General features: G+C 68.2%; 20 protein-coding genes. 6 read left to right on the top strand and 14 right to left on the bottom strand.

The annotated features are described in order from the left end of the window. Positions 1-11: 11 nt before the first annotated feature. From ACR9FL_RS10740 to ACR9FL_RS10730, 3 genes are read right to left on the bottom strand one after another with little or no spacing between them, the layout of a single operon-like run. On the bottom strand, positions 12-1,514 hold the full coding sequence (locus ACR9FL_RS10740; protein ID WP_436355566.1) for a Ppx/GppA phosphatase family protein: 1,503 nt from the start codon (positions 1,512-1,514) through the stop codon (positions 12-14). Next, the gene (locus ACR9FL_RS10735) at positions 1,514-3,745 is read right to left on the bottom strand and encodes an RNA degradosome polyphosphate kinase (protein WP_436355565.1); all 2,232 of its coding nucleotides are present in this window, start codon (positions 3,743-3,745) and stop codon (positions 1,514-1,516) included. Before ACR9FL_RS10735 ends, ACR9FL_RS10740 begins: the two co-directional genes overlap by 1 nt. A 51-nt stretch (positions 3,746-3,796) precedes the next feature. Beyond that, entirely contained in the window at positions 3,797-4,471 is a 675-nt protein-coding gene (locus tag ACR9FL_RS10730) for a chromosomal replication initiator DnaA (RefSeq protein ID WP_436355564.1), read from the bottom strand. 174 nt (positions 4,472-4,645) lie between these two features. Here ACR9FL_RS10730 and aspS point away from each other — a divergent pair, with 174 nt between their 5' ends. After that, positions 4,646-6,475 carry an aspartate--tRNA ligase gene (gene aspS, locus ACR9FL_RS10725; RefSeq protein ID WP_436355563.1) on the top strand — a complete coding sequence of 610 codons (1,830 nt, stop codon included), beginning with the start codon at positions 4,646-4,648 and terminating at the stop codon, positions 6,473-6,475. Positions 6,476-6,545: 70 nt separating this feature from the next. On the opposite strand, the gene ACR9FL_RS10720 is transcribed toward aspS, so the two are convergent. From ACR9FL_RS10720 to ACR9FL_RS10710, 3 genes are all read right to left on the bottom strand, one after another. Next, the gene (locus tag ACR9FL_RS10720; protein ID WP_296177040.1) at positions 6,546-7,469 is read right to left on the bottom strand and encodes a pentapeptide repeat-containing protein; all 924 of its coding nucleotides are present in this window, start codon (positions 7,467-7,469) and stop codon (positions 6,546-6,548) included. Positions 7,470-7,534: 65 nt separating this feature from the next. Then, positions 7,535-8,026, bottom strand: a complete 492-nt coding sequence (locus tag ACR9FL_RS10715; RefSeq protein ID WP_296177039.1) for a pentapeptide repeat-containing protein — start codon at positions 8,024-8,026, stop codon at positions 7,535-7,537. 59 nt (positions 8,027-8,085) lie between these two features. After that, positions 8,086-10,746, bottom strand: coding sequence for a TSCPD domain-containing protein (locus ACR9FL_RS10710; RefSeq protein ID WP_436355562.1), 2,661 nt, complete (start codon positions 10,744-10,746; stop codon positions 8,086-8,088). Positions 10,747-10,964: 218 nt separating this feature from the next. Between ACR9FL_RS10710 and ACR9FL_RS10705 the strand changes: the two genes are divergently transcribed. Next, positions 10,965-11,357 (top strand): NADH:ubiquinone oxidoreductase subunit NDUFA12, encoded by a 393-nt coding sequence (locus tag ACR9FL_RS10705; RefSeq protein ID WP_296177036.1) that lies wholly within the window; start codon positions 10,965-10,967, stop codon positions 11,355-11,357. Next, positions 11,354-12,049 (top strand): DUF2155 domain-containing protein, encoded by a 696-nt coding sequence (locus ACR9FL_RS10700; protein ID WP_436355561.1) that lies wholly within the window; start codon positions 11,354-11,356, stop codon positions 12,047-12,049. Before ACR9FL_RS10705 ends, ACR9FL_RS10700 begins: the two co-directional genes overlap by 4 nt. Here the strand turns inward: ACR9FL_RS10700 and aat are convergent. From aat to ACR9FL_RS10675, 5 genes are all read right to left on the bottom strand, one after another. Beyond that, a complete protein-coding gene (gene aat / locus ACR9FL_RS10695) occupies positions 12,016-12,621 on the bottom strand; it encodes a leucyl/phenylalanyl-tRNA--protein transferase (protein WP_436358144.1) in 606 nt (201 codons plus the stop codon). The genes ACR9FL_RS10700 and aat overlap by 34 nt on opposite strands. Before the next feature lie 96 nt (positions 12,622-12,717). Further along, complete coding sequence (gene accC, locus ACR9FL_RS10690) at positions 12,718-14,070, bottom strand: acetyl-CoA carboxylase biotin carboxylase subunit (protein WP_436355560.1); 1,353 nt, start codon at positions 14,068-14,070, stop codon at positions 12,718-12,720. Between the two features lie 8 nt (positions 14,071-14,078). Further along, positions 14,079-14,570 (bottom strand): acetyl-CoA carboxylase biotin carboxyl carrier protein, encoded by a 492-nt coding sequence (accB, locus tag ACR9FL_RS10685; RefSeq protein ID WP_105563990.1) that lies wholly within the window; start codon positions 14,568-14,570, stop codon positions 14,079-14,081. Positions 14,571-14,584: 14 nt separating this feature from the next. Further along, entirely contained in the window at positions 14,585-15,070 is a 486-nt protein-coding gene (aroQ, locus tag ACR9FL_RS10680) for a type II 3-dehydroquinate dehydratase (protein ID WP_436355559.1), read from the bottom strand. 121 nt (positions 15,071-15,191) lie between these two features. Then, a complete protein-coding gene (locus ACR9FL_RS10675) occupies positions 15,192-15,581 on the bottom strand; it encodes a hypothetical protein (RefSeq protein ID WP_436355558.1) in 390 nt (129 codons plus the stop codon). A gap of 144 nt (positions 15,582-15,725) precedes the next feature. Between ACR9FL_RS10675 and thiS the strand changes: the two genes are divergently transcribed. From thiS to ACR9FL_RS10660, 3 genes are all read left to right on the top strand, one after another. Then, complete coding sequence (gene thiS / locus ACR9FL_RS10670; RefSeq protein WP_292082571.1) at positions 15,726-15,923, top strand: sulfur carrier protein ThiS; 198 nt, start codon at positions 15,726-15,728, stop codon at positions 15,921-15,923. 196 nt (positions 15,924-16,119) lie between these two features. Beyond that, positions 16,120-16,908, top strand: a complete 789-nt coding sequence (locus tag ACR9FL_RS10665; RefSeq protein WP_331034275.1) for a thiazole synthase — start codon at positions 16,120-16,122, stop codon at positions 16,906-16,908. Between the two features lie 76 nt (positions 16,909-16,984). Then, the gene (locus ACR9FL_RS10660; protein ID WP_436355557.1) at positions 16,985-18,679 is read left to right on the top strand and encodes a hypothetical protein; all 1,695 of its coding nucleotides are present in this window, start codon (positions 16,985-16,987) and stop codon (positions 18,677-18,679) included. A gap of 55 nt (positions 18,680-18,734) precedes the next feature. Here ACR9FL_RS10660 and ACR9FL_RS10655 read toward each other — a convergent pair whose 3' ends face one another. From ACR9FL_RS10655 to ACR9FL_RS10645, 3 genes are read right to left on the bottom strand one after another with little or no spacing between them, the layout of a single operon-like run. Next, positions 18,735-19,538, bottom strand: coding sequence for a thioredoxin domain-containing protein (locus ACR9FL_RS10655; protein ID WP_436355556.1), 804 nt, complete (start codon positions 19,536-19,538; stop codon positions 18,735-18,737). A 31-nt stretch (positions 19,539-19,569) separates the two neighbouring features. Beyond that, positions 19,570-20,994, bottom strand: a complete 1,425-nt coding sequence (locus ACR9FL_RS10650; protein ID WP_436355555.1) for a M48 family metalloprotease — start codon at positions 20,992-20,994, stop codon at positions 19,570-19,572. A gap of 54 nt (positions 20,995-21,048) precedes the next feature. After that, positions 21,049-23,748: an Rne/Rng family ribonuclease gene (locus ACR9FL_RS10645; protein WP_436355554.1), complete on the bottom strand. Its 2,700-nt coding sequence runs from the start codon at positions 23,746-23,748 to the stop codon at positions 21,049-21,051. Positions 23,749-23,827: the final 79 nt, after the last annotated feature.

Raw genomic sequence — 23,827 nt, 5'->3', positions numbered from 1 at the left:
GATCGTTCCCTCTAGATTTTCAGCGTCAGGTTCATGGCCTCGGCCAGGGCCTTGGCGCGGCGGCGGGTCTGTTCGCCCAGCAGCATGTCGGCGTAGCCCTCGGCCGCCGTGATGCGCAGCGCGCCCTTCTCGACCGTGGCGGCGGCGTTGGCCAGCAGTTGCGGCGAGCGGCCCGACAGGTCGCAGGCCAGTCGCATGGCCAGGCCCAGGGCGCGGGCGCGCTTCTGACCGGCCGCCGACAGCAGACGATCCACGGTGCCGGGCGAGGGGGTCTTGGCCTCGCCGCCATAGCGGGCGTTCATGGCCACGGCCAGGAAGGCGCGTTCGGCATGGGTTTGCCCCGGAATGGGCGAGCGCAACACCTGATCGAAGACCAGATCGACGCGGTGGTCGGGGTGCAGCCGGGCGCCGAGGTCGGCCAGGCGACAGACCGAGGCGGTCAGCAGGGCGTCGCGTTCCTCGCCGAAGGCCTCGGGCATGGCCGAGACGACGGGTTGCAGCCAGCCGTCCAGGGCACGCGGCAGGGCCGGGTCCACGCCCTGACGGCCGCCCCAGGCGGAACAGCCGGCCAGCAAGGGATCAACCGCCGCCATCTCGGGGGACAGACCGGCGTAGAGCAGGCCCTCGCGCACGCCCCAGGCGGAGAAGGTGATGGATTTCAGGCCCAGGGCCTCGATCAGGCCGTCCAGCACCAGGGCGGCGTAGGGCAGGGTCTCGGCCCGGCGCTTGGAGACGCCCGGCAGCTTCTCCAGCGAGGCCTTGGACTGGCGCGCCACCAGCCGGGCCAGATCACGCGCGTCGGCGGCGCTCATGGCGTATTCGTGGACGATCCGTAGCGGATGGTCGGTCATGGCCATGTGCATCTGGGCCAGGCTGCGCCAGGCCCCGCCGACGGCGTGCAGGTCGGTCGTGGCATAGGCCTCGGCCACGGGGGCCAGCCGCTTGGCGATGCGCGAGCGCAGGCGATCGACGTCGAAACCCTTGGGATCGGTCAGGGCGAAGGGGCCGAGGGGCAGGGTCACGCCCTTGTCCAGCGGGCGGTTGCGCCCGCCGTTGCCGATGCGGGTCAGCTCCAGACTGGCGCCGCCCATGTCGGCGGCCACGCCGTGCGAGCCGGGCGCGCCGGCCAGGACGCCGAGCGCGGAATAACGGGCTTCCTCCTCGCCGCTGAGGACGCGGACCTGCAGGCCCGTCTCGGCGGCCACGCGGGCGCAGAACTCCGCGCCGTCCTCGGCCTCGCGCACGGCGGCGGTGGCGGCGATGATGGTCTGGTCCGGCTGGACCCCCTCGATGACGGCGGCGAAGCGGCGCAGGGCCGTCATGGCCGAGACGACGCCGGGCACGGACAGGCGCTTGGTCGCCGCCAGATCGCGGCCCAGGCCGGCCAGGACCTTTTCGTTGAACATGGTCCAGACGGCCCGGCCTTCCAGCCGGTAGAGAACCAGACGCACCGAGTTGGAGCCGATGTCGATGACGGCGATCTGACGCGACGGATATTCGGCCTCGACGCCCATCAGCGGCGCTTCCGGGCCTTGAGGCCCGCGTAGGACAGGGCGCCGGGCAGGGTCTTCACCTTGCGGCCGCGGCCCGACAGGCTGGGATTGGTCATGAAATACTTGTGGGCCGAGAAGGGACGTTCAGGACCGGAGGGCGTGACGCGGTGATAGGTTCCGTCGGCGGCCAGGGTCCAGCTCTGGGCGTCGTCCTTCAGGTTGGCGACCATGATCTGATCCAGCACCTGATCGTGGACCGTGGCGTTCAGGATCGGGGTCATCAGCTCGACCCGGCGGTCCAGATTGCGGGGCATCCAGTCAGCGGACGAGATGTAGAGGCGGGCCTTGTTGCTGGGCAGGTCGTGGCCGTTGGCGAAGGCGATGATGCGGCTGTGCTCCAGGAAGCGGCCGACGATCGACTTGACCCGGATGTTCTCCGACAGACCCGGTACGCCGGGGCGCAGGCAGCAGATGCCGCGGATGACCAGTTCGATACGCACGCCCCACTGGCTGGCGCGATACAGGGCGTCGATGATCTCGGGATCGACCAGGGCGTTCATCTTGGCCCAGATGGCGGCGGGCTTGCCCTTGGCGGCGGCCGACATCTCCTTGCCGATCATTTCCAGCAGGCTGGTCTTCATGTTCAGTGGCGAGACGACCAGGGCTTCCAACTCGTCCGGCTCGGCATAGCCGGTGATGTAGTTGAACACCCGCGTCGCATCCTGGCCCAGGACGGGGTTGCAGGTGAACAGGCTGAGGTCGGTGTAAATCTTGGCCGTCGTCGGGTGATAGTTGCCGGTGCCGAAGTGGCAGTAGGTGCGCAGGGCGTCGCCCTCGCGACGCACGACGACGCTCAGCTTGGCGTGGGTCTTGTATTCCACGAAGCCGAAGACGACGTGGACGCCGGCGCGTTCCATCTGCCGCGCCCAGCGCAGATTGGCCTCTTCGTCAAAGCGCGCCTTCAGCTCGATCAGGGCGGTGACGTTCTTGCCGTTCTCGGCCGCCTCGATCAGGGCGGCGACGATGGGACTGTCCTTGGAGGTCCGGTACAGGGTCTGCTTGATGGCGATGACGTTGGGATCGCGCGCTGCCTGACGCAGGAACTGCACCACCACGTCGAAGCTCTCGAACGGGTGGTGGATCAGCATGTCCTTTTCGCGAACCGCCGCGAAGATGTCGCCGCCGTTGTCGCGGACGCGCTCGGGATAGCGGGGCTCATAGCCCTTGAACTTCAGGTCCGGGTGGCCGCCGGGGATCAGTTCGGCCAGTTGCGCCAGGCCCAGCATCCCCTCGACCAGAACCACGTCCTGTGGCTGGGCGTGCAGTTCGGCGATGATGAAGTCGCGCAGGTCCTCGGGCATGGAGGCCTGGATCTTGATGCGGACGACCGAGCCCATGCGGCGCTGCTTCAGAGCTTCCTCGAACTCCATGACCAGGTCCTCGGCCTCTTCCTCGATCTCGATGTCCGAGTCGCGGATCAGGCGGAACAGGCCCTTTTCCAGGATTTCGCAGCCCGGGAAGAGGTGGTCGATGAAGAGCAACAGCAGGTTTTCTAGCGAGACGTACCGCTTGCGGCCCGGCGCCGAACGCCCGTCGGTCGCCAGGGCCCAGAAGCGCCGCACCTGGGTCGGCACCGGCACCAGGGCGTAGAGGACGCGGTTGTCGCTGTTGCGGCGCAGCTTCAGCGCCAGCGAGAAGCCGAGGTTGGGCAGGAAGGGGAAGGGGTGGGCCGGGTCGATCGCCATGGGCGTCAGAACGGCGAACAACTGATTGAGGAACTCGGGTTCCAGCCGCTCGCGCTCGGTGCGAGTGATCTTGGCGGCCTCGACCACCTCGATGCCGGCGGTCGCCATCTCCTTGCGCAGGACGCGCCAGCGGCGCTGCTGCTCGGCCATTAGCCCCCCGGCGGCGGCGTTGACCTGCTCCAGCTGTTCGGCGGGCGTCAGGCCGTCGGGCGAGACAACGCGGACGCGCTCGCGCACCTGACCCTTCAGGCCCGCCACGCGGGTCATGAAGAACTCATCCAGGTTGTTGGCCGAGATGGACAGGAAGCGGACCCGCTCCAGCAGCGGATGGCCCTCGTTAGCGGCCTCTTCCAGTACGCGCCCGTTGAAGGCCAGCCAGGACAGCTCGCGGTTGATGAAGCGCTCGGGCGAGGTCATCAGGGCCTCCGACAGCTCCAGCTGCGGGGCGCGCGAGGAGGGGACTTCCTCACCGGTGGTGTCGACGGCGATGGGCGCGATTTCAGTCATTTGACTGTTGTCGCGCGGCCCTGTGACGGCTGCAACCGCGATGTGGCGCAATCAGTCAGACATCTCGTCGCTGTCGCCGAGAACCTGGCGGGCCAGAACGCGCGTGACCGGGCGGTGATAGGCGTCCAACTGGTCGACGATGCGCTCGACCGCGCCGGCCGAGCGGTCGATGCGGCGAGCCAGATAGTCGATGACCTCGTCACCCGGCGTGATGTTGCGTGTGGCGAAGGCGCGCTTCAGCATGGCCCCCAGCACGGCGTCGTCGGGCGCGTCTATGCCCACGGTGCGAATGGCGTTCAGGCGCGAGCGTAGGTCGGGCAGGTCGCAGGCCCAGGCGGCCGGCGGATCGCGCGACACCAGCAAGAGGGCGCCGCCGCCGGACTGGGTCAGGTTGATCAGGTGAAACAGGCTTTCGTCGTCGGCGTCCTGGGCGCGGTCCAGAAGGACGAACCGGCCCTCCAGCTCCAGCGGATCGACCAGGGCGGCCTCGGCGCCGTGCAGGGCGACCGCGCCGGTGCGCTCGACCCAGGCAGCGGCCAGATGGCTCTTGCCGCTGCCAGGCGGGCCGAAGATCGACAGGACCGAACCGGCCATCTCGGGCCAGGTCGCCAGCACCGAGGTCGCCGCCGAATTGGATTCGGACACCACGAAATCGGCCGCGCGTTGCGACGCCTCCTGCCGCAGGGGCAGGCGCAGTTGCTGGATGTCGGAACCGAGTGCGGTCATGAGCAGACCATAGCAGAGGCCGTCCAGCGCGCTGTGGGCAGGTTCCCGGCGGCGGTGGACAACCGCGCGGCGCTGTGGATTTAGCCGCCAGCCTTGACTTTCCGGGGCGATGATGGGCCTTTCGCCCCTCCTAATTCACGCTGTTCTACAGCCGTTTTCAGACGATATCCGATCATGCACGCCTATCGCACCCATACCTGCGGCGCCCTCCGTTCGACGGATGCGGGCGCGAATGTTCGTCTGTCAGGCTGGGTTCACCGCAAGCGCGACCACGGCGGCCTGCTGTTCATCGACCTGCGCGACCACTACGGCCTGACCCAGCTGGTGCTGCACCCGGAGACGCCGGGCTTCGAGGCCGTCGAGCGTCTGCGCGCCGAAAGCGTCATCAAGATCGACGGCGAAGTGGTCAGCCGCTCGGCCGAGACGACCAACGCCAACCTGCCGACCGGCGAGATCGAAGTCCGCGTCCTGTCGGTTGAGGTCCTGTCGGAAGCCGCCGAACTGCCGCTGCCGGTCTTCGGCGAGCCGGAATATCCTGAGGAAATCCGCCTCAAGAACCGCTTCCTCGACCTGCGTCGCGAGACCCTGCACAAGAACATCGTCCTGCGCTCCAAGGTGATCCACTCGATCCGCCAGCGCATGGTCGAGCAGGGCTTCCTGGAGTACCAGACCCCGATCCTGACGGCTTCGTCGCCGGAAGGGGCGCGCGACTTCCTGGTGCCGTCGCGTATGCATCCGGGCAAGTTCTACGCCCTGCCGCAGGCCCCGCAGCAGTTTAAGCAACTGCTGATGGTGTCGGGCTTCGACCGCTACTTCCAGATCGCGCCCTGCTTCCGCGACGAAGACCTGCGCGCCGACCGCTCGCTGGAATTCTACCAGCTCGACGTCGAGATGAGCTTCGTCACCCAGGAAGACGTCTTCGCCGCCATCGAGCCGCTGATGAACGGCGTCTTCAACGAGTTCGGCGAAGGCAAGCCGGTGTCGCCGATCGACGGGACGCACACCTTCACCAACGACTTCGGCGACACGTTCGAGCACAAGGGCTTTGAGCGTCTGACCTATGCGCAGTCGATGAAGTGGTACGGTTCGGACAAGCCGGACCTGCGCAACCCGATCAAGATGCAGGACGTGTCGGACCACTTCCGTGACGGCGGTTTCGGCCTGTTCGCCAAGATCCTGGGCGCCGACGCCGCCAACGCCGTCTGGGCCATCCCGGCGCCGACCGGCGGTTCGCGCGCCTTCTGCGACCGCATGAACTCCTGGGCGCAGGGCGAGGGCCAGCCGGGCCTGGGCTACATCTTCTGGTCAGATGACCAGCAGGCCTGGGGCGGCCCGATCGCCAAGAACCTGGGTCAGGAGCCGACCGAGGCCCTGATGGCAAGCTTGGGTCTGGGCAAGGGCGACGCGGCCTTCTTCACCGCCGGCCTGCCGTCGGTCTTCGCCAAGTTCGCCGGCCTGGCCCGCACCCGCGTCGGCACAGAGCTGAAGCTGGTGGACGAAGAGCAGTTCAAGTTCTGCTGGATCGTCGACTTCCCGATGTTCGAATGGTCGGAAGAAGAGAAGAAGGTCGACTTCAGCCACAACCCCTTCTCGATGCCGCAGGGCGGCATGGAGGCGCTGGAGACGCAGAATCCGCTGACCATCCGCGCCTATCAGTACGACATCGTCTGCAACGGCTATGAGCTGTGCTCGGGCGCGATCCGGAACCACAAGGCCGAGATCATGCTGAAGGCCTTCGAGATCGCCGGCTATGACGCCTCGGTGGTCGAGGAGCAGTTCGGCGGCATGCTGAACGCCTTCCGATTCGGCGCCCCGCCGCACGGCGGTCTGGCCCCCGGCATCGACCGCATCGTCATGCTGCTGGCCAACCAGACGGCCATCCGCGAGGTCATCGCCTTCCCGCTGAACCAGCAGGGCCAGGACCTGCTGATGAGCGCGCCCGCCGAGGCCGCCGACAAGCAACTGAAGGAACTGTCGATCCGCACGGCCCTGCCGCTGAAGTAGGCGGCGACTGTCGGTCGAATTGGAAAGGGCGGCCTTCGCGGGCCGCCCTTTTTTGTTTGGCTATTAGCGCCTAGTGGCCGGAGGCGATGACCAGATTGCGCTGACGCGGCGGGATCGGAGGCGCGGGGGGCGTTGGAGGAGCCGGCGGCGTGCGGATGACGCGGATGCGGCTGCCGCCGCACGACCGCACGGTCAGGCCGCCCGGCAGGCGCGTCGCGCCGTCGCCGCAGGCCTCCTGCACCTGATCCTGGGTCAGGCCTCGCGCGCCGGACAGGTCGGCGCCGCGAATATCGGTCCGGCTCATCGAAGCGCCCGAGAAGTTGGCGCGATCAAAGCTGGCGCCCGTCAGGCGAGCGCTGTCCAACGAAGCATTGTTGAACTTGGCGTTGTCGAACACGCCGTTCGTCAGGTTGGAGGCGTTGATTTCGGCGTTGGAGAAGTCGGCCCCGACCGCGCGGACATTGGCCAGGGTGGAGCCGAACATCTCGCTGCTGTTGAACTTGGTGCGGATCAAGACGGCGCGATTGAAGTTGACGCCGTTCAACTCGGCCGAGGACAGGTTGGCGTCCTGGAAATTGGTGTTGATCAGGTTGGCGCCGGTGGCTTCCGCGCCGGTCAGGTTGGCGCTGGTGAAGGTGCTGCCGAGGAAGTTGGCGCCGACCATTTCGACGCCGCGCATGTCGGCACGGCTGAAGTCGCTGCCGGCGAAGTTCGAGCCGACCAACTCAGCCCCGCGCAGGGTGGCGCCGACCAGGGTGGCGTTGGTGAAGCTGGCGCCCGTAAAGGTGGCGCCCGAGAGGTCGCGGCCCGACAGTTCGCAGCGGTTGCAACTGCCGCCCAGCGAAACCATGCGGGCGACGTCGCGATCCTGCATCTGCGACAGGTTCACAACCCCGGCGAAGGCCGGCGCGGCGACCAGGGCGCCGGCCAGTCCACCGGAAAGGGCGGCGGCTGCGGGAGCCAGGCGACGGAGGAGGGTGAGCGGGCGTTTCATTACGCTACCTAGATGCGCCCATCGCCCGAATAACCCTACTTAAATCGCGGTAACGAAGGCGACCTTCAGCAGGCTGGAATGCGCAGGCCCGACGGCAGGACCGTCGCATCGTCGCCGCAGGCCTGGTTGAGCTGGCCCTGGGTCAGGCCGACCGCCCGCGCCAACTGGGCGCCCGACAGGTTGGTTCCGCTGAGCCTGGCGCCCGACAGCGTGGCGCCGTCCAGATAGGCGCCGACGAAGCTGGCGTTGGTCAGGTCTGCGCCGGCGAAGTTGGAGCCCGAGAAGACGCCGCCATAGGCTTCCACGTCGCGCATGTCGGCGCGCGAGAAACGGGTGCGGTTCATGACGGTCAGGCTGAGGTCGGCCTGACGCAGACGGGCGCCGGCCAGGTTGAGGCCGCGTACCTCCATGCCCGAGAAGTCGCCCTGGAACAGGTTGCAGCCGGGGCAGCTGGCGCCGCCGCGCACGCGGCTGATCTGCGAGGCGTTCTGGGCGACGGCGGGCAGGGCCGTGGCGGCGACGAGCGAGGCGACGAGTGCGATAGCGAGACGGTTCATGCGAGGGCTCCGGGGCTTTGCCCCTGTCTAGCAAGAAGCGGGCCGAATGGCGGCTTGTCTCAACCCTGCATCTGTGGGGCGGCGCCGCAGGTGTCGCAGATCCAGCCGCCGCCGCGATTCTGCAGGCTGAAGTCGCCGCAGGCCGGGCAGGCGACGGCCTCTGTCGGGGCGGCGTCGCGCGGCGTCTCGGCCTTGCGTCCAAATGGGACGACGACGAGGTTGTCGGGCGCCGCGCCGCGCGCAAATCCCTTGGAGATGAACCGCGCCGCCGGCACCGGCTCGGCGTCGTTCGTCGCCGCCGCGCCCAGGCCGTCGGGGTTGTTCTCGGGCTCGGCGTTGGCCAGTTCCTGGCGCTCCAGATAGGAGACGCCCAGTTCGCGGAAGATGTAGTCGAGGATCGAGGTCGCCGAGCGGATCGAATCATTGCCGGTGACGCGTCCGGCGGGCTCGAACCGGGTGAAGACGAAGGCGTCGACGAATTCGTCCAGCGGCACGCCGTATTGCAGGCCGATCGAGATGGCGATGGCGAAATTGTTCATCAGGCTACGGAAGGCGGCGCCTTCCTTGTGCATGTCGATGAAGATCTCGCCCAGTTCGCCGTCTTCATATTCGCCGGTGTGGATATAGACCTTGTGGCCGCCGACGGCCGCCTTCTGGATATAGCCCTTGCGGCGGTCGGGCAGTTTGCGCCGGGTGCGGTCGCGCTCGATGACCTTCTCCACGACCCGTTCGACGGTGCGGGCCTCCGGCTCGGCGCGGCGTTGAGCCGGGGCGTCGAGCTCGGGCAGTTCGAGATGGAAGTCGGCGGGCGCGGCGGCGCGGCGCAGGACGACGGCGCGGCGGCCGTCGCGGGCGGCCTGGCCCAGGGCGCGGGCGGCCTGAAGCGGCCCGGCGCGCCAGTCGATCAGGTCCGGCGTCGCGTCAGGCGTGTCGCTGAAGGGCTCGATCGCGCGGCGCAGTTCGGCTTCGAAAGCGGCGGGACCGGCGGCCAACAGGGGGCGCAGGGCCTCGGGCGCGGCGGTCCAGTCGGACAGGTCGGCATGGCCGAAGGCCGCGGCGCGGGCCGCCTCGATGGCGGACGGATCAAAGCCCAGGCGAGGGAGCAGGTCCGCGCCATCCTCGACCGACAGGCCCAGGACATCGCCGACAAAGCCCGCATCCAGCACGGGCGGGGCAAAGGCGGTCGCCAGTTGGTCGGTCTGGCTCAGAGCCAGTTCGACGGCTTCCAGCTCCACATCGGTGAAGCCCAGATCGCGCAAGGCGGAATGATTGATTCCGGGCGTCCCCATCAGGGTGCGACGGCCGAACAGTCGGCGCTCGGCGTCCTCGACGTCGCCACCGGCGCGGGCGATGGCGCGGGCCAGGGCAGGACGCAGTCGACGTTCGGTCTCGCCGTCCTCGGTCTGGAACAGGTCGACAGCGTTGAAGGGCGAGGCGCCGAGACGCAGATCCAGTTCGGTGTCGCGCACGAACAGGCTGATGGCGGCGTGGCGGCGACCATGGCGGGCCTGCACGGCTTCGTCCTGGCCGCGCTCTCGGGCCAGGTGCGCGGCCTCGTCCTTGACGACCTCCCACTCGGCGCAGGGGCCAAGACGGGCGGCCAGTTCGCTGGAGGCGGCGTTGGCGGCGGCGGAGACCCGAGCGCCGGCCGAGGCGGCGTGGGTCGAGGCGGTCTCGGCGTCCTTGGCCACGGCCCAGTCGGCCAGGCCCGAGAGGCCCAGGGCGATGGGCCGAACAGTCTGACGACGCCGGGCGGTCGCGGCGTCGGGACAGAAGCCGACAGAGGTTTCGATCTCGAGCGCGATGACGAGCAGGCGGGTCAGGTCGTCCAGGGCGTCATCGAAGGTTTCCCCGCTCCGGGCCGCCAGCTGAGGTAGGAGCAGGGCCGCTCGGGCTTCCAGCCCGGCGTCGCCCAGGGCTTCGGCGTCGTGCGGCGAGAAGGTCAGGGCCAGATCGCCTTCCAGCGCGGCCTCGGCCACGGTCAGGGCTTCGGGGCCGCCCGAGGCGATGCTGTCACGCGGGGCCAGGACCGGCGTCACGATCCGGGCGGTCGGGACGGGCAGGGCGACGGCGGGGCTTTCGCCCTCGACGGCGCGAATGATGTCGGCGTCATCGGCGCCGCAGCGCCGGGCGATCAGGGCGGCGCGGGCCAGGGCCGGATTGGCGGCGGGATCGGCGCAGGCCTCGCGCGGGCCATCGCAGCGGTTCACGGCCTCGGCGACGGCCTTCAGGGCGTCGGACAGGGCCTCAGCGGCGCGGCTGGACAGGCGTTCGCCACGTCGGGCGGCGGTCAGGTCGGTCAGACGGCGCGCGGCGCCGGGGTCGCTCAGGGACAGGTAGGTCGAGGCGGCGGACGCTGAGGCGTCATTCGCGCCCGGTGCGGCAAGGCCCAGCAGCAAGATGGCCGCGAGTTCGTCGGCGAAGGTCTCGGCGTCGGCCGCGCTGTCGAACAGGCCATGGGCGCGACCCCAGGCGCCGAGCCGGTGCGCCCAGCGGTCGGCGGCGCCGTTCAGGAAGGCGGTCTCGTCCTGATCGGGCGCGGCGGCGTCCTGGGGCAGGTCGGTCGGTAGGCGCTCGGCCCAGTCCAGCCAGGCTTCTACGCGCGCGTCGGACCAGTCGGCGGGCGCCAGCGTCGGCGTCATGACGCCGGGGCGTTCGATCAGGCGGGGCTCCAGCGCCAGGGGCGCGGCGAGGGGGGCGAAACGGGGCTTGATGCGCATCAGACGTCTCCGCGCGTGTCCTGATCGCGACATTAACGACGCCTCGAAAGGCGTTTCAATAAATCTTGGGGCCTTGGGGCGGGTTACCCCCAAGATGTTGATGTCGAGCAGCGCTCCTCTATGCAGGTCTCGGGCTGGACGCGGGCGGCTGCGGTTTCTATGATCGCGCCGCGTCGCCGGACCTCCCCGGGCGACGGGATTCGAGTAGGTTCGACGACGTGCTGAGCAAGATCTTCACCTGGTGGAACGGCGCCACGATCGGCACCCTGTTCACCGTCGGCAAACGCGGCCAACTGGTCGGCACGGACGAGTTCGGCAACCGCTACTACCAGTCGCGCGACAACGTCAGCTATGACGGCCGCAAGCGTCGCTGGGTCATCTATGACGGCTATGCCGAGGCGTCGAAGGTTCCGCCGGAATGGCAGGGCTGGCTGCGCTACACCTATGACGAGACCCCGGTCGAGAAGCCGCTGCCGCGCCGCGCCTGGGAAAAGGATCACCTGCCCAACCTGACGGGCACGCCGATGGCGTGGCGTCCGCAGGGCTCGCTGGCCAATGAAGGCAAGCGCCCCGCCGCCACCGGCGACTACCAGGCCTGGAGCCCGGAATGACCGCACGCCGCCTCCTGCTTGTCGGCGTGGCCGTGGCGGGACTGGCGGTCGCGGGCGCCGGCATGACCAGCGCCCTCATGGAACTGCCGCAGGACGCCGTGCCGGTTCCGGACCCGGTCGGGGACCTGTTGCGCGACACCAATCGCACGCCGCTGCAGAACCCGCAGGCCACGCCGCCGCAAACGCCGACGCCGGCGCCTGTGCAAGGAACCGCGCCTTCGACGGCGGCTCCGACCGCGGCGCCCGGCACGCCTGTCGTTGTCGTGACGCCCGAAGCCGAGATCGCTGCTGTTCAGGAAGACGCTCCGCTCGAGGCCGAGGTCGAGGCGCCCAAGCCGGCGACCGAGCCGGCCGCCGTCCCTGGCCGTCGTCAGCGTCGTCCTGTGGCCGTCATCCAGGCGATCGACAAGGTCACGGCCGAATCCATGCGGTTCGAAGTCGAGGTCGGCGGTCGTCCGGTACGCTTCAACAAGACCCTGATCTTCAGCGTCCGCGCCTGCGAGGTCTCGGCCTCTGATGAGCAGACCGAGGACGCCATCGCCTATCTGGAAGTCGGTGTGCAGCCGCGCGGCGTCGTCGTGCCGACCGAGGCGCGTCAGATCTTCAAGGGCTGGATGTTCGCCTCATCGCCGGCCGTCAGCGGCCTGCAACACCCGATCTATGACGCCTGGGTGGTCGGCTGTAAGGCATAGGCCACGGCCTCAACGCCCGTCAGGGGCGTGATCAGGGCCGATTTGTCAGGCGTCAGACGCAGGGCAGGCTTGAGCAGTCGCAGATAGACTGCCTGCGGCGTCTCCACGGCGCCGAACTGGCTGAGATGCTCGGTCAGGAACTGGGCGTCCAGCAAGGCCCAGCCACCCTTTCGCAGCCGCGCTGCCAGATGCACCAGGGCGACCTTTGACGCATCGCGCGCCCGGCTGAACATGCTCTCGCCGAAGAAGGCGCCGCCCAGGGTCACGCCATAGAGACCGCCGACCAGGACCTCGTCCTGCCAGCATTCCAGGCTGTGGGCGTGGCCGCGTGCATGAAGTTCCAGATAGAGGCGGCGGATCGGATCATTGATCCAGGTGTCCTCGCGCCCCGGCATGGAGGCGGCGCAGGCGTCCAGCACGGCGGCGAAGGCCGTGTCGACCCGCACCTGAAACGGCTCGCCCCGGACGGTGCGGCGCAGGCGGGCGGGGATGTGTAAGCGATCCAGCGGGACGACGCCCCGCTGGTCCGGCTCGACTAGAAAGACGCGCGGATCGTCGCGCGCCTCGGCCATCGGAAAGACGCCGCGAGCGTAGCAGGCCAGCAACTCCTCGGGTCCGAAGACGCTGGAGGGGCTGCTGGCGCTGAACTCGGGTTCGTCCAAGGGGGGTTAGGCCTTGGCCTTCTGGGCGGCGGCCCATTTCTCCAGCCAGTGGATGTCGTAGTCGCCCGACAGGATGTCCGGCTCCTGCAGCAGCTTCTGGAACAGGGGGATGGTGGTGTCGACGCCGCCGATGACCATTTCGCCCAGGCTGCGCTTGAGGCGGGCCAGGGCTTCCTCGCGATCGCGACCGTGGACGATCAGCTTGCCGATCAGGCTGTCGTAGTAGGGCGGGATCGAATAGCCGGCGTAGATGGCGCTATCCAGACGCACGCCCAGGCCACCGGGGGCATGGAAGTCCGTAATGGTGCCTGGCGAGGGAGTAAAGGTCTCGGCGTTTTCGGCGTTGATCCGCACCTCGATGGCGTGGCCTTCGAAATGAATGTCGTCCTGCGTGAAGGACAGCGGCAGGCCGGCGGCGATGCGGACCTGTTCGCGGACCAGATCGACGCCCGTGATCATTTCCGTGACCGGGTGTTCGACCTGCAGGCGGGTGTTCATCTCGATGAAGAAGAACTCGCCGTCTTCCCACAGGAACTCGATGGTGCCGACGCCTAGATAGCCGATGGCGGCGATGGCCTTGTTGACCGTCTCGCCGATCTTCTTTCTGCCTTCAGCGGAAAGCGCGGGCGAGGGGGCCTCTTCCAGCACCTTCTGGTGGCGGCGTTGCAGCGAGCAGTCGCGCTCGCCCAGGTGGACGACGTTGCCGTGGCTGTCGGCGATGACCTGAATCTCGATGTGGCGCGGCTTCTGGAGGTAGCGCTCCATATAGACAGCGCCGTTGCCGAAGGCGGCCTTGGCCTCGGTCTGGGCCGTCTGCACGGCCTCGATCAGATCATCGGCGGTCAGGGCGACCTTCATGCCGCGACCGCCGCCGCCGGCGGCGGCCTTGACGATCAGGGGGAAGCCGATGGTCTTGGACGCCTCGATGGCGGCCTCGACGGTCTCGACCTCGCCGTCAGAGCCGGGGACGACGGGGATGCCGGCGTCCATGACCGTCTTCTTGGCGGTGATCTTGTCGCCCATGACCCGGATGTGCTCGGGCTTGGGACCGATGAAGGTCAGGCCGTGGGCCTCGATGATCTCGGCGAAGCGGGCGTTTTCCGACAGGAAGCCATAGCCCGGGTGGATCGCCTGGGCGCCGGTGATTTCCGCCGCCGCGATGATCTGCGGGATGTTCAGATAGGACTTGGCCGCCGGGGCCGGGCCGATGCAGACGCTTTCATCGGCCAGCCGCACCCACATGGCGCCGCGGTCGGCTTCGGAGTGCACGGCGACGGTGGAGATGCCCATCTCCTTGCACGCCCGGTGGATGCGCAGGGCGATTTCGCCGCGGTTGGCGATCAGGACCTTGGTGAACATATCCGGTCTCAGGCTTCCAGCAGGACCAGGGCTTCGCCGAACTCGACCGGCTGGGCGTCGCCGACCAGGATTTCCGACACGACGCCGTCACGCGGGGCCTGGATCGGGTTCATGGTCTTCATGGCTTCGACGATCAGCAGGGTCTGGCCCTTCTTGACCTTGTCGCCCGGCTTCACGAACTGCGGGGCTTCCGGCGAGGGTTGCAGGTAGGCGGTGCCGACCATCGGCGACTTCACCTCTTCGCCCTTGCGCGAGACGATGGTGGCGGGGTCCGACGGCATCGAGGCCGGGGCAGCCGCGGCCGGCGCGGCGTGAGCGACCGGAGCGGCGGCGTACTGGATCGGCGCGGCGGCCGTCATGGTCACTTCACGGGCGACGCGGATGCGCAGTTCGCCGCGCTCGACCTCGATCTCGGTCAGGTCGGTTTCGTTGAGGATGTCGGCCAGGCTGCGGATCAGGCCGGCGTCGATGCCTTCGTTCTTGTGCTTGTCGTCGGACATGGTTCTGTCTCTCTTTAGATCTTGGGCGAACGAGCCCCGGCCGCCGCGCGTTCCGTGGAACGTTTTTGGGCCAGCCGAAGAGCGGCCTTGACGGCCAGTTCGTAGCTGTGGGGGCCGAAGCCCGAAATGACGCCGGTCGCAACCAGCGAAACATAGGAATGACGCCGGAAATCCTCGCGCGCGGCGGGGTTCGACAGGTGGCATTCAACGACGGGGACGCTGAGCGTCTTCAACGCGTCCAGCAGGGCCACCGAGGTATGGGTGAAGGCGGCCGGATTGATCACCAGGGCGCTAGCCTCAAGGCGCGCCTCATGGATCCAGTCGATCAGCTGGCCTTCGTGATTGGATTGGCGGAAGACCACGCGCGCGCCCTCGGCGGCGGCTTCGCACAGGGCCTGCACATCGGCCAGGGTCTCGTGGCCATAGATGTCCGGCTCCCGAACCCCCAGGAGGTTCAGGTTCGGCCCGTTCAGGACATAGAGGGTGAGGGTTTCGGGCATTCGCTCGCAAAACAGGCGCGCCGTGTCCGCGCGGAATCGAGCGCGCGTTGTAGCTCAGGTGTGGCGCGGCGCAAAGCGGGTGGGTGAAAAGGTTGACGCCAGGGCAGGCGGGGCGGAGCGATCAGACCACGATCCATATCAGGACGATGCCCGCGATCACCGATAGGGGCGCCATCAGGCGAACCGCCAAGACGGGGATGCGACCGGCCCAATAGGTCGAATAGGCGCTGTGCCAACGACGCGGCAGGATCATCAGCGCGACGGCGGAAGCGGCCAGAAACCACCCGATCACCGAGATCGCCATTGGGGCCTTCGACATCGCCGCAGCCGGCACAAAGGCGATCCCGACAAGCAGCCTCAGGCCCAGCTCCCCGAAGTGGACTGCGTTCGAACCGCCCATGGCGCTGAGGGCTCGCAACGCGCGACGCGGCGCCGCCAGCATCATGAGGCTGATGCCGATCAGCCAGACGCCGGTCAAGAGGACGATCCCTTGGGAAATAGTTGTGATCATCGAGGGCCTCGACTGTCCGATGATCGAGAAGGCCATGATCCGCCATGGGGGGCAATGTCGATCGGCGGGGGTTTGTAGTCTGGGGGCCAAGTCGGCATTATCGCGGTCGCGCGGCTGTGCCGTCGACACCTTGGAGCGAACAGTTTGCGTATCGAAGTCAACGGCGAGGGGCGGGACACCGCCGCCACGACCATTCTGGGCCTGGTTCAGGAGCTGTCGCTGGACCCCAAGAAGGTGGCGGTCGAGCGCAATCTGGAGATCGTGCCGCGCTCGCTGCACGGCGAGACGGCGCTGGCTGAGGGCGACAAAATTGAGCTGGTGCAGTTCGTGGGTGGGGGCTGAGGTTTCCTTTTGAACTCCACTCATCCCGGCGGACGCCGGGATCCAGTGAGAGCCTCACACGCAACCTTTGAACGGCGGACCTGTCGCCAAAGGACTGGATCCCGGCGTCCGCCGGGATGAGCGGGATGGGAAGGGCAGGAGATCAAATCCGGCAACGCCGCTTCCCCCCGGCGCAGCGTGGCGCTAGGTCAGGGGCATGACCGATACAGCCCCCCGCACCGACAGCTGGACCGTCGCCGGCCGCACCTTCAACTCGCGCCTGATCGTGGGCACCGGCAAGTACCGGGACTATGCCCAGAACGCGGCGGCGGCCGAGGCCTCGGGCGCCGAGATCGTCACCGTGGCGGTGCGCCGGGTCAATCTGACCGATCCGAACCAGCCGGTGCTGACCGACTTCATCGACCCGAAGAAATACACCTATCTGCCCAATACGGCGGGCTGCTTCACCGGCGAAGATGCGGTGCGCACCTTGCGTCTGGCGCGCGAGGCCGGCGGTTGGACCCTGGTCAAGCTGGAGGTCCTGTCGGACCAGCGCACCCTCTTCCCCGACATGGAAGAGACCCTGCGGTCTCTGAAGCTGCTGACCGCCGAGGGCTTCGAGGTCATGGTCTATTGCACCGACGATCCCGTCTATGCGCGCAAGCTGGAGGACGCGGGCGCGGTGGCCATCATGCCGCTGGGCGCGCCGATCGGCTCGGGCCTGGGCGTGCAGAACCCCATCAACATCCGCCTGATCGTCGAGCAGTCCAAGGTGCCGGTCCTGGTCGACGCCGGCGTCGGCACGGCGTCGGATGCCGCCATCGCCATGGAGCTCGGCTGCGACGGCGTGCTGATGAACACCGCCATCGCCGAGGCGCGCGATCCGCTGCTGATGGCCAGCGCCATGAAGCACGCGGTCATCGCCGGGCGAGAATCCTATCTGGCCGGGCGCATGAAGAAGCGCCTCTATGCCGATCCGTCGTCGCCGCTGGCAGGCCTGATCTAGGGGGCTGCGACACGGGCGCTCTTGCCGTCGGCTTGGCGAACGGCGCAATCTCCTCGGCGTGACGGGGAGATTGAAGATGCGTTTGGGATGGATGGCCTGCACGGCCTTGGCGGCCTGCATGATTGGGCCGATGGCGGTGGCGGACGCGACGGCGGACAAGGCCGTGCGCGACCTGCTGGACCAGCCGCAGGTCTGCGGTCCTGGCGGCTCGGCTCTCGAAACTGCGCCGGTCAGCGAGATCGTCATGGTCGAGGGTTTTGGAACCGGCGGCTTCAAGGTCGATACAACCAACCCCGAGGCTCAGGCCTGGTTCGACCAGGGCGTGCGGCTGCGCTGGGCGTTTGAACATACCGAATCGGTGCGGGCCTTCCGCAAGGCGCGGGCGCTGGACCCGTCCTGCGGCATGTGCGCCTGGGGCGAGGGCTGGGCCATCGGTCCCAATCTGAACGGCGGAGGGCAGGACAAGGCCTCCATAGACGCCGCTCGCCGCGCCGCCCGCGACGCCCGCCGTCTGGCCCGCGACGCCACGCCGGTGCAGCGTCAGATGATCGACGCCCTGATCCAGCGCTATTCCGGTTCGGAAAAGAGCCGCGCCGACCGCTTCGCTACGCGTATGGACCGAATCGCGCGTCAGAATCCCGACGACGTCGCCATCGCCAACATCACCGCCGACGCCTGGCTGCTGGCCGCCGATGAATGGTGGGACGATGAGGGCAAGGCGGCTGATCCGGCCATCCCGCGTGCCATGGGCCTGCTGGAGCAGGCGTTGGCCAAGGACCCAAACGATCCGGGTGCGATCCACCTCTATATCCACCTGACGGAATGGTCGGACGACCCGCACAAGGCCATTCCCTACGGCGAGCGGTTGGCCCTGCTGGCCCCGGCGGCTAGCCACCTGGTGCATATGCCGTCCCATACCTATTACCGCGTCGGCCGCTATCGGGATGCGATGGAGAGCAACGTCAACGCCGTGGCGCTGGACCGGCGCTATGACGCCTTGGCCAAGCCGCCGGGCGGGGTGCCGGCGATGCGGCTGCACGCCCACAACATCCACTTCGGCATGGGCGGCGCCCTGATGGCCGGGGGCGGCGAGGAGGGGCTGAAGCTCGCCGACTGGTTCCTGGCCACCTATCCCAACATTGGGACCCAGGAATACTGGCGCCAGATCGTCGCCAACAACGCCTATGCCCTCTATGGCCGCTTCGGCACGCCGGAACAGGTGGCGGCGCTGAAGGAGCCGCCGGCGACCCATCCTCTGCTGCGCATTAGTTGGCGTTATGCGCGGGGCGAGGCGGCGGCGCGGGCCGGCGACGCCGTCGCCGTGCGGGCCGAGGCGGAGGCCATCAAGGCCCTGCGCGAAGCCACGCCCTTCACCGGGCCGATGGCCGAGCAGCGAGCGGTCTTCACCGAACTGTCCCAGCGCATTCTGGAAGGCCGGGCGGCCATGATCGAGGGCAATGCGAGCGCCGCCGTCGTCGCCTTCACCCGCGCCGCGCAGATCCAGGCCATGGACGACGAGGGCGGCGATCCGCCGATCATCTGGTATCCGACGCGCCGCAGCCTGGCGGCCGCCCTGCTGGCCAGCGGCGACGCGGCCGGGGCCAAGGCCAAGATCGAGGAACTGCTGAAGGACTGGCCCAGCGATCCTTACAGCTACTTCGTCCTGGCCGAGGCTGAGAAGACGCTGGGGAACGCCGAAGCCGCCGCCGAAGCGACCCGACGTTCGAACGTCGAATGGATCGGCGGCGAACGGACGCTGGCGGCGGCTTAGCGCCCTAACCCGCGCGACGTCATCCTCGGGACAAGCCCGAGGGTGACGGGAAAGATCAGCGCTTGGCGTCTTCGATCATCTTGGCGACGGCGGCAGGCTCGATGCTGGCGCTGGCTTTGCCGTTGATGAAGAAGGTCGGGGTGCCCTGCAGGCCCATGGTGGCGGCGACCGTGTGGATGTCGGTGACGTGGCGCGTCATCTCGGGCGAGGCGATGGCCGCCTGGGCCTTGGCCATGTCGACGCCGTGCTGGGCCAGGATGCCGTCGATGGCGGCGCGCTCTAGGGCGCGCTCGGTCATCAGGGCGTCGTAGACCTCCAGATACTTGCCCTGCTGATGGGCCGCGAGCGCGGCGCGGGCGGCGTACTGCGAGGTGACGTCGTCGCCCCGGTCCAGGATCGGCCAGTCCTTGAAGACGAAGCGGACCTCGGGGTGGGCGGCCATCAGGGCGCGATAGTCGTGGGCCACGGCCTTGCAGCCCGGGCAGCGGAAGTCGAAGAACTCGATCACCGTCACCTTGGCGTCGGCAGGGCCGAAGCTGGGGTCGCGCGCGTCATGGGCCAGCAGGGCCGGGTTGGCCTTGACCGCGGCGTTGATGGTCTGGACGCGGGACTGTTCCTCATTCGCCTGACGCGCGGCCAGGACCTCGTCCAGCACCTGCGGGTTCTGGATCAGATAGGCGCGGACGCGTCCGCCGAAGTCGCCGCCGGTCAGATAGGGAACGGCGGATACGCCCAGCGCCAGCACCGAGACGGCCAGGGCCGCACCGCCCAGCGTCTTGCCGGACAGCGACGACAGAAGGCTGCCCTTGGGGGCGGGCGTCGGGGCTTGAGGCGTGTCGGGGCGTGCGTCGTCGGTCATGAGGGTCTCGGTATCGGTCGGCCAGGCGGCGTCAGGTGTTGGGCAGGATGACGCCGCGATTGTTGCGCTGCTCGTTGCGGCGCTCGGCGTCGGTGATGTCTTTTTCCGAGGCGCCGGACGACAGGACGATGTCGGTGGCGCGGCGCCATTCGATGGAGTTGCGGTCCAGCATGTCGCGGGCGCGCATGGCGAACTGGTTGGCCTGTTCGGTGCGGCCCAGGGCGAACCAGTATTCGGCCGAGGCCAGGCGGGCCTCGCCCTCCTTGCCCTGGCTGGCGTAGGCCTGACCCAGCAGGCGCCAGGCCAGGGAGTTGTCCTTCTCCAGGGCGACCGCGCGTTTCAACTGATCCACGGCGGCGTCCAGATTGGCGGGATCATTGGTCTCGATCAGGGCGTGGGCCAGGTTGATCTTCAACAGGGGGGCGTCGGGCTTCAGCTCAACCGCCCTCTGATGGGCGCCGATGGCCTCGGCCGGGCGGCCTTCCTCGAACAGGATCTGGCCCTTCAGCTCCCAGAAGTAGGGATTGGCGGGCTGTTCGGTCAGCAGGGCGTCGACCGCGTCCAGGGCCTTGTCCGTCTGGCCGTCGCGATACCAGGCGATGGCGCGGGCGTAGCGGCCGGGCAGGGAGGTGTCGGACGACGGATAGTCGCGCAGCGCCGCGTTGGGCGATTCCATGAAGGAGCGGATCTTGGCGACCACCAGGGCGTGCTGGGCCATCCGCTCGGGGCTGTCCTGGTGGTTGTAGTGGGCGGCGGCTTCGACCGGACGGCGCAGAGATTCGATGCGCTGCGACGACAGGGGGTGACTGCGAAAATAGGGGTAGCGGCGCTGGTCCGAGAAGACTTCCTGCGAACGGAAGTTCTCGAAGAACTCGACCATGCCCCGGCCGGATTCCCCGGCGCGTTCCAGGGCGCGGGCGCCGGTGATGTCGGCCTCGCCTTCCTGGCTCTGCATGTAGCGCAGGGCGCCCAGGGTGCCGAAATACTGGCTGGAGGCCAGAAGGGCCGCGCCCGCGTCCGGCGCGCCGGCGATCGCGGCCAGGGCGCCCAGGGCCATGGTCATGATCATCGGCTGCATGCCGGCGTTCTGAGCGCCGTCGCGCAGGGTATGGCGGTTCTTGATGTGACCGGCCTCGTGGGCGATCACGCCCAGAAGCTGGTTGGGAGTCTTGGTCTGCAGGATCAGGCCGGTGTTCAGGCCCATGATGCGCCCGCGCGTGGCGAAGGCGTTCAGGTCATTGTCGTTGACCAGCAGGATTTCGACTTCGGCAGGGTCCAATCCCATGGCGTCGAGCACAGGCTCGGACCATTCGTAGATGATGCCCTCGATCTCGGTGTCGCGGATCAGGCTCTGGGCCGAGGCCGATCCGGCCGTCGCCAGCATCGCCGCCGCGGCCGTGGCCGAGACGAGGATGCGGGTTGCGACACGCGTAGCGACACGGGGAAGCCTGGTCATGACGTACTCCAGAGCGACAGTCTCCCCCGTGTCTTCAAGCCTAATCGTGTCCGATCAACGGCGCCACCAGCCGCGCTTCGGTTTCTCGGGCGGGGCGATGATCTGGTTGGGATCTTCGGCGATGATGGCGGCCACGTCGACCTCGGGGGTCGGTTCGGGCGTCGGCTCGATGACGGCGACCGGTTCGGGCGCGGTTTCGGCCACAGTTTCTGGCTCGAGCGCCTGTTCGATTGCCGCTTCGATCTTGGCGGCGACCACCGGCTCGACGTCGAGTTGGGCCGGAACGGCGACCGGTTCAGCCTCGACCGGGGCTTCCGCCACGACTTCGGCCTCGGCAGGGGCTTCGATCACGGCCTCGCCGGCGACATCGGCGCTGGCCTTGCGGCGCACGCGGCGACGCTTGGGCGCTTCGATGATCTCGGCGACGGGTTCCGGCGCATCAGCGACGACGTCCTCGGTCGGGATGACGGTGGCGATCGGGGTGTCCGGCGAGCCGACGGGGGGCAGCCCCTCGTTGACGGCGCGGTCCTCGACCTTGGCCTCGTGGGGCAGACCGCCGCGATCACGACCACGACCGCGACCGCGACGACGGCGCGAACGGCCGCCTTCGCGCTCGGCGCGTTCGCCTTCGGGACGTTCGGCGGTCGCTTCGATGACGTCGCCGGCTTCCGAGGCCTCGACCGGAGTGCGTTCGCCGCGCGGGGCGGGGTTGATCGGGTCGAACCAGACGTAGGGGTCGTCCAGCGACGGCGTGCGGCCGCGTACCCAGGTGAAGGCGTCGCGTTCGCCGTCTTCACGCATGCGGCGACCGCCGCGACGGCCGCGACGACGGCGACGGCCGGCCTCGCTGTCGTCGTCCTCGTCTTCGGCGGCGACCACGTCGGTCGAGCCGGCTTCGTCGGAAGTTTCCTCGTCACGGCGACCGCCGCGACGGCGGCGACGGCGGCCACGGCCTCGGCCTTCGCCGTCGTGTTGCTCGGAACGCTCGCGGGCTTCGTCGTCGTCGCCGTCTTCGCGGTCCAGATCGGCGTCGTCCTCGTCGTCGCCTTCGATGACCTCGTCGTCCTCGTCTTCGTCCTCATGGTCGAAGGCGCTGTCGTCGAAGCCGTCGTCCAGCTCGGCGGCCGAGATATGGGTGACGACCGGGATGAAGTCCTCGTTGGTCGAGGTGCGCTCAATGGCGTGCTCGCCCTGAGCCAGGCTGTCGTCGATCTGGATGACGACGTTCAGGCCGCGCTGTTCCAGCAGGCGCTGCAGATAGCTGCGCTTGTGGTTCAGGATGTAGAGGGCGACGGCGGTCGAGACGCGCAGGTTGACCGAACCGGCGCCGTTGCGGCCCGCCTCGATGTCCACGGCGCGCAGGGTGGTCAGGGCGGCGCTTTCCGCCGAGCGGATGCGACCAGCGCCCTGGCAGCAGGCGCAGACCTCGGTGGCGCCTTCGATCACGCCCAGGCGACGACGCTGGCGGCTGATCTCCATCAGGCCGAAGCCCGAGATGCGGCCCATCTGGATGCGGGCGCGATCCTTGGCCAGTGCGTCCTTCAACGCCTTCTCGACGGCGCGGTTGTTCTTGCCTTCATCCATGTCGATGAAGTCGATGACGATCAGGCCGGCGAGGTCGCGCAGACGCAGCTGGCGGGCGGCCTCGACGGCGGCTTCCAGGTTGGTCTTGGTGGCGGTGGCCTCGACATTGCGCTCCTTGGTGGAGCGGCCCGAGTTGACGTCGATGGCGACCAGGGCCTCGGTCTGGTTGATGACCAGATAGCCGCCCGACTTCAGCGGCACGACCGGCTGGTGGATCTGGGTCAGGACCTCTTCGATGCCATTGGCTGCGAAGAGCGGCTTGGAGCCCTGATAGAGGTGGATCTTCTTGGCCTGCGACGGCATCAGCACGCGCATGAAGTCGCGGGCTTCCTTGAAGCCTTCCAAGCCTTCGACCTGGATGCCGTCGAAGTCCTTGTCGTACATGTCGCGCACGGCGCGGCGGACCAGGTTTTCTTCTTCGTAGATGACGGCAGGGGCGTTCGACTTCAGCGTCGTCTCGCGGATCGTCTCCCACAGGCGCAGCAGGTATTCATAGTCGCGCTTGATCTCGGCCTTGGTGCGCTTGGCGCCGGCCGTGCGGATGATCAGACCCATGCCCTTGGGCACCTTCAGCGCCGAGGCGGCGGCCTTCAGGCGGCGACGGTCCGAGGTGTTGGTGATCTTGCGGCTGATGCCGCCGCCCTTGCCGGTGTTGGGCATCAGGACGCAGTAGCGGCCAGCCAGCGACAGCCAGGTGGTCAGGGCCGCGCCCTTGGCGCCGCGCTCGTCCTTGACGACCTGCACCAGCAGGATCTGGCGGCGCTTGATGACGTCCTGAATCTTGTAGCGACGCATCAGGCGACGCTTCAGGCGTTCCTCGTCGGCCAGTCCGCCTTCGGACTCGTCGTCGCCTTCACGGCCCAGATCGTCGTGATCGTCGTCGTCCGAGTTCGCTTCGGCCATGATGGCTTCGCGGTCGGCGACCGGGATCTGATAATAGTCCGGGTGGATTTCGTTGAAGGCCAGGAAGCCGTGACGATTGCCGCCATACTCGATGAAGGCCGCCTGCAGGCTGGGCTCTACGCGAGTGACCTTGGCGAGATAGATGTTGCCGCGAAGCTGGCGGCGGGCCGTGGATTCGAAGTCGAATTCTTCAACCTGACGTCCGTCCACGATGGCGACGCGGGTTTCTTCCGCGTGCGCCGCATCGATCAGCATTGTCTTTGACATGGAAAGTCTCTCTCTGGCGCGCCAGGCCGGGCCCTGCGGATGCATCCGCGGACAAGGGGGCGGCTCGCCGAATGGAAAT

The organism is Brevundimonas sp. CEF1, from assembly GCF_051353055.1.
Classification (GTDB): domain Bacteria; phylum Pseudomonadota; class Alphaproteobacteria; order Caulobacterales; family Caulobacteraceae; genus Brevundimonas.
The sequence above is the reverse complement of the archived record's forward strand: the minus strand, read 5'-3'. Positions and strand labels throughout refer to the sequence as shown.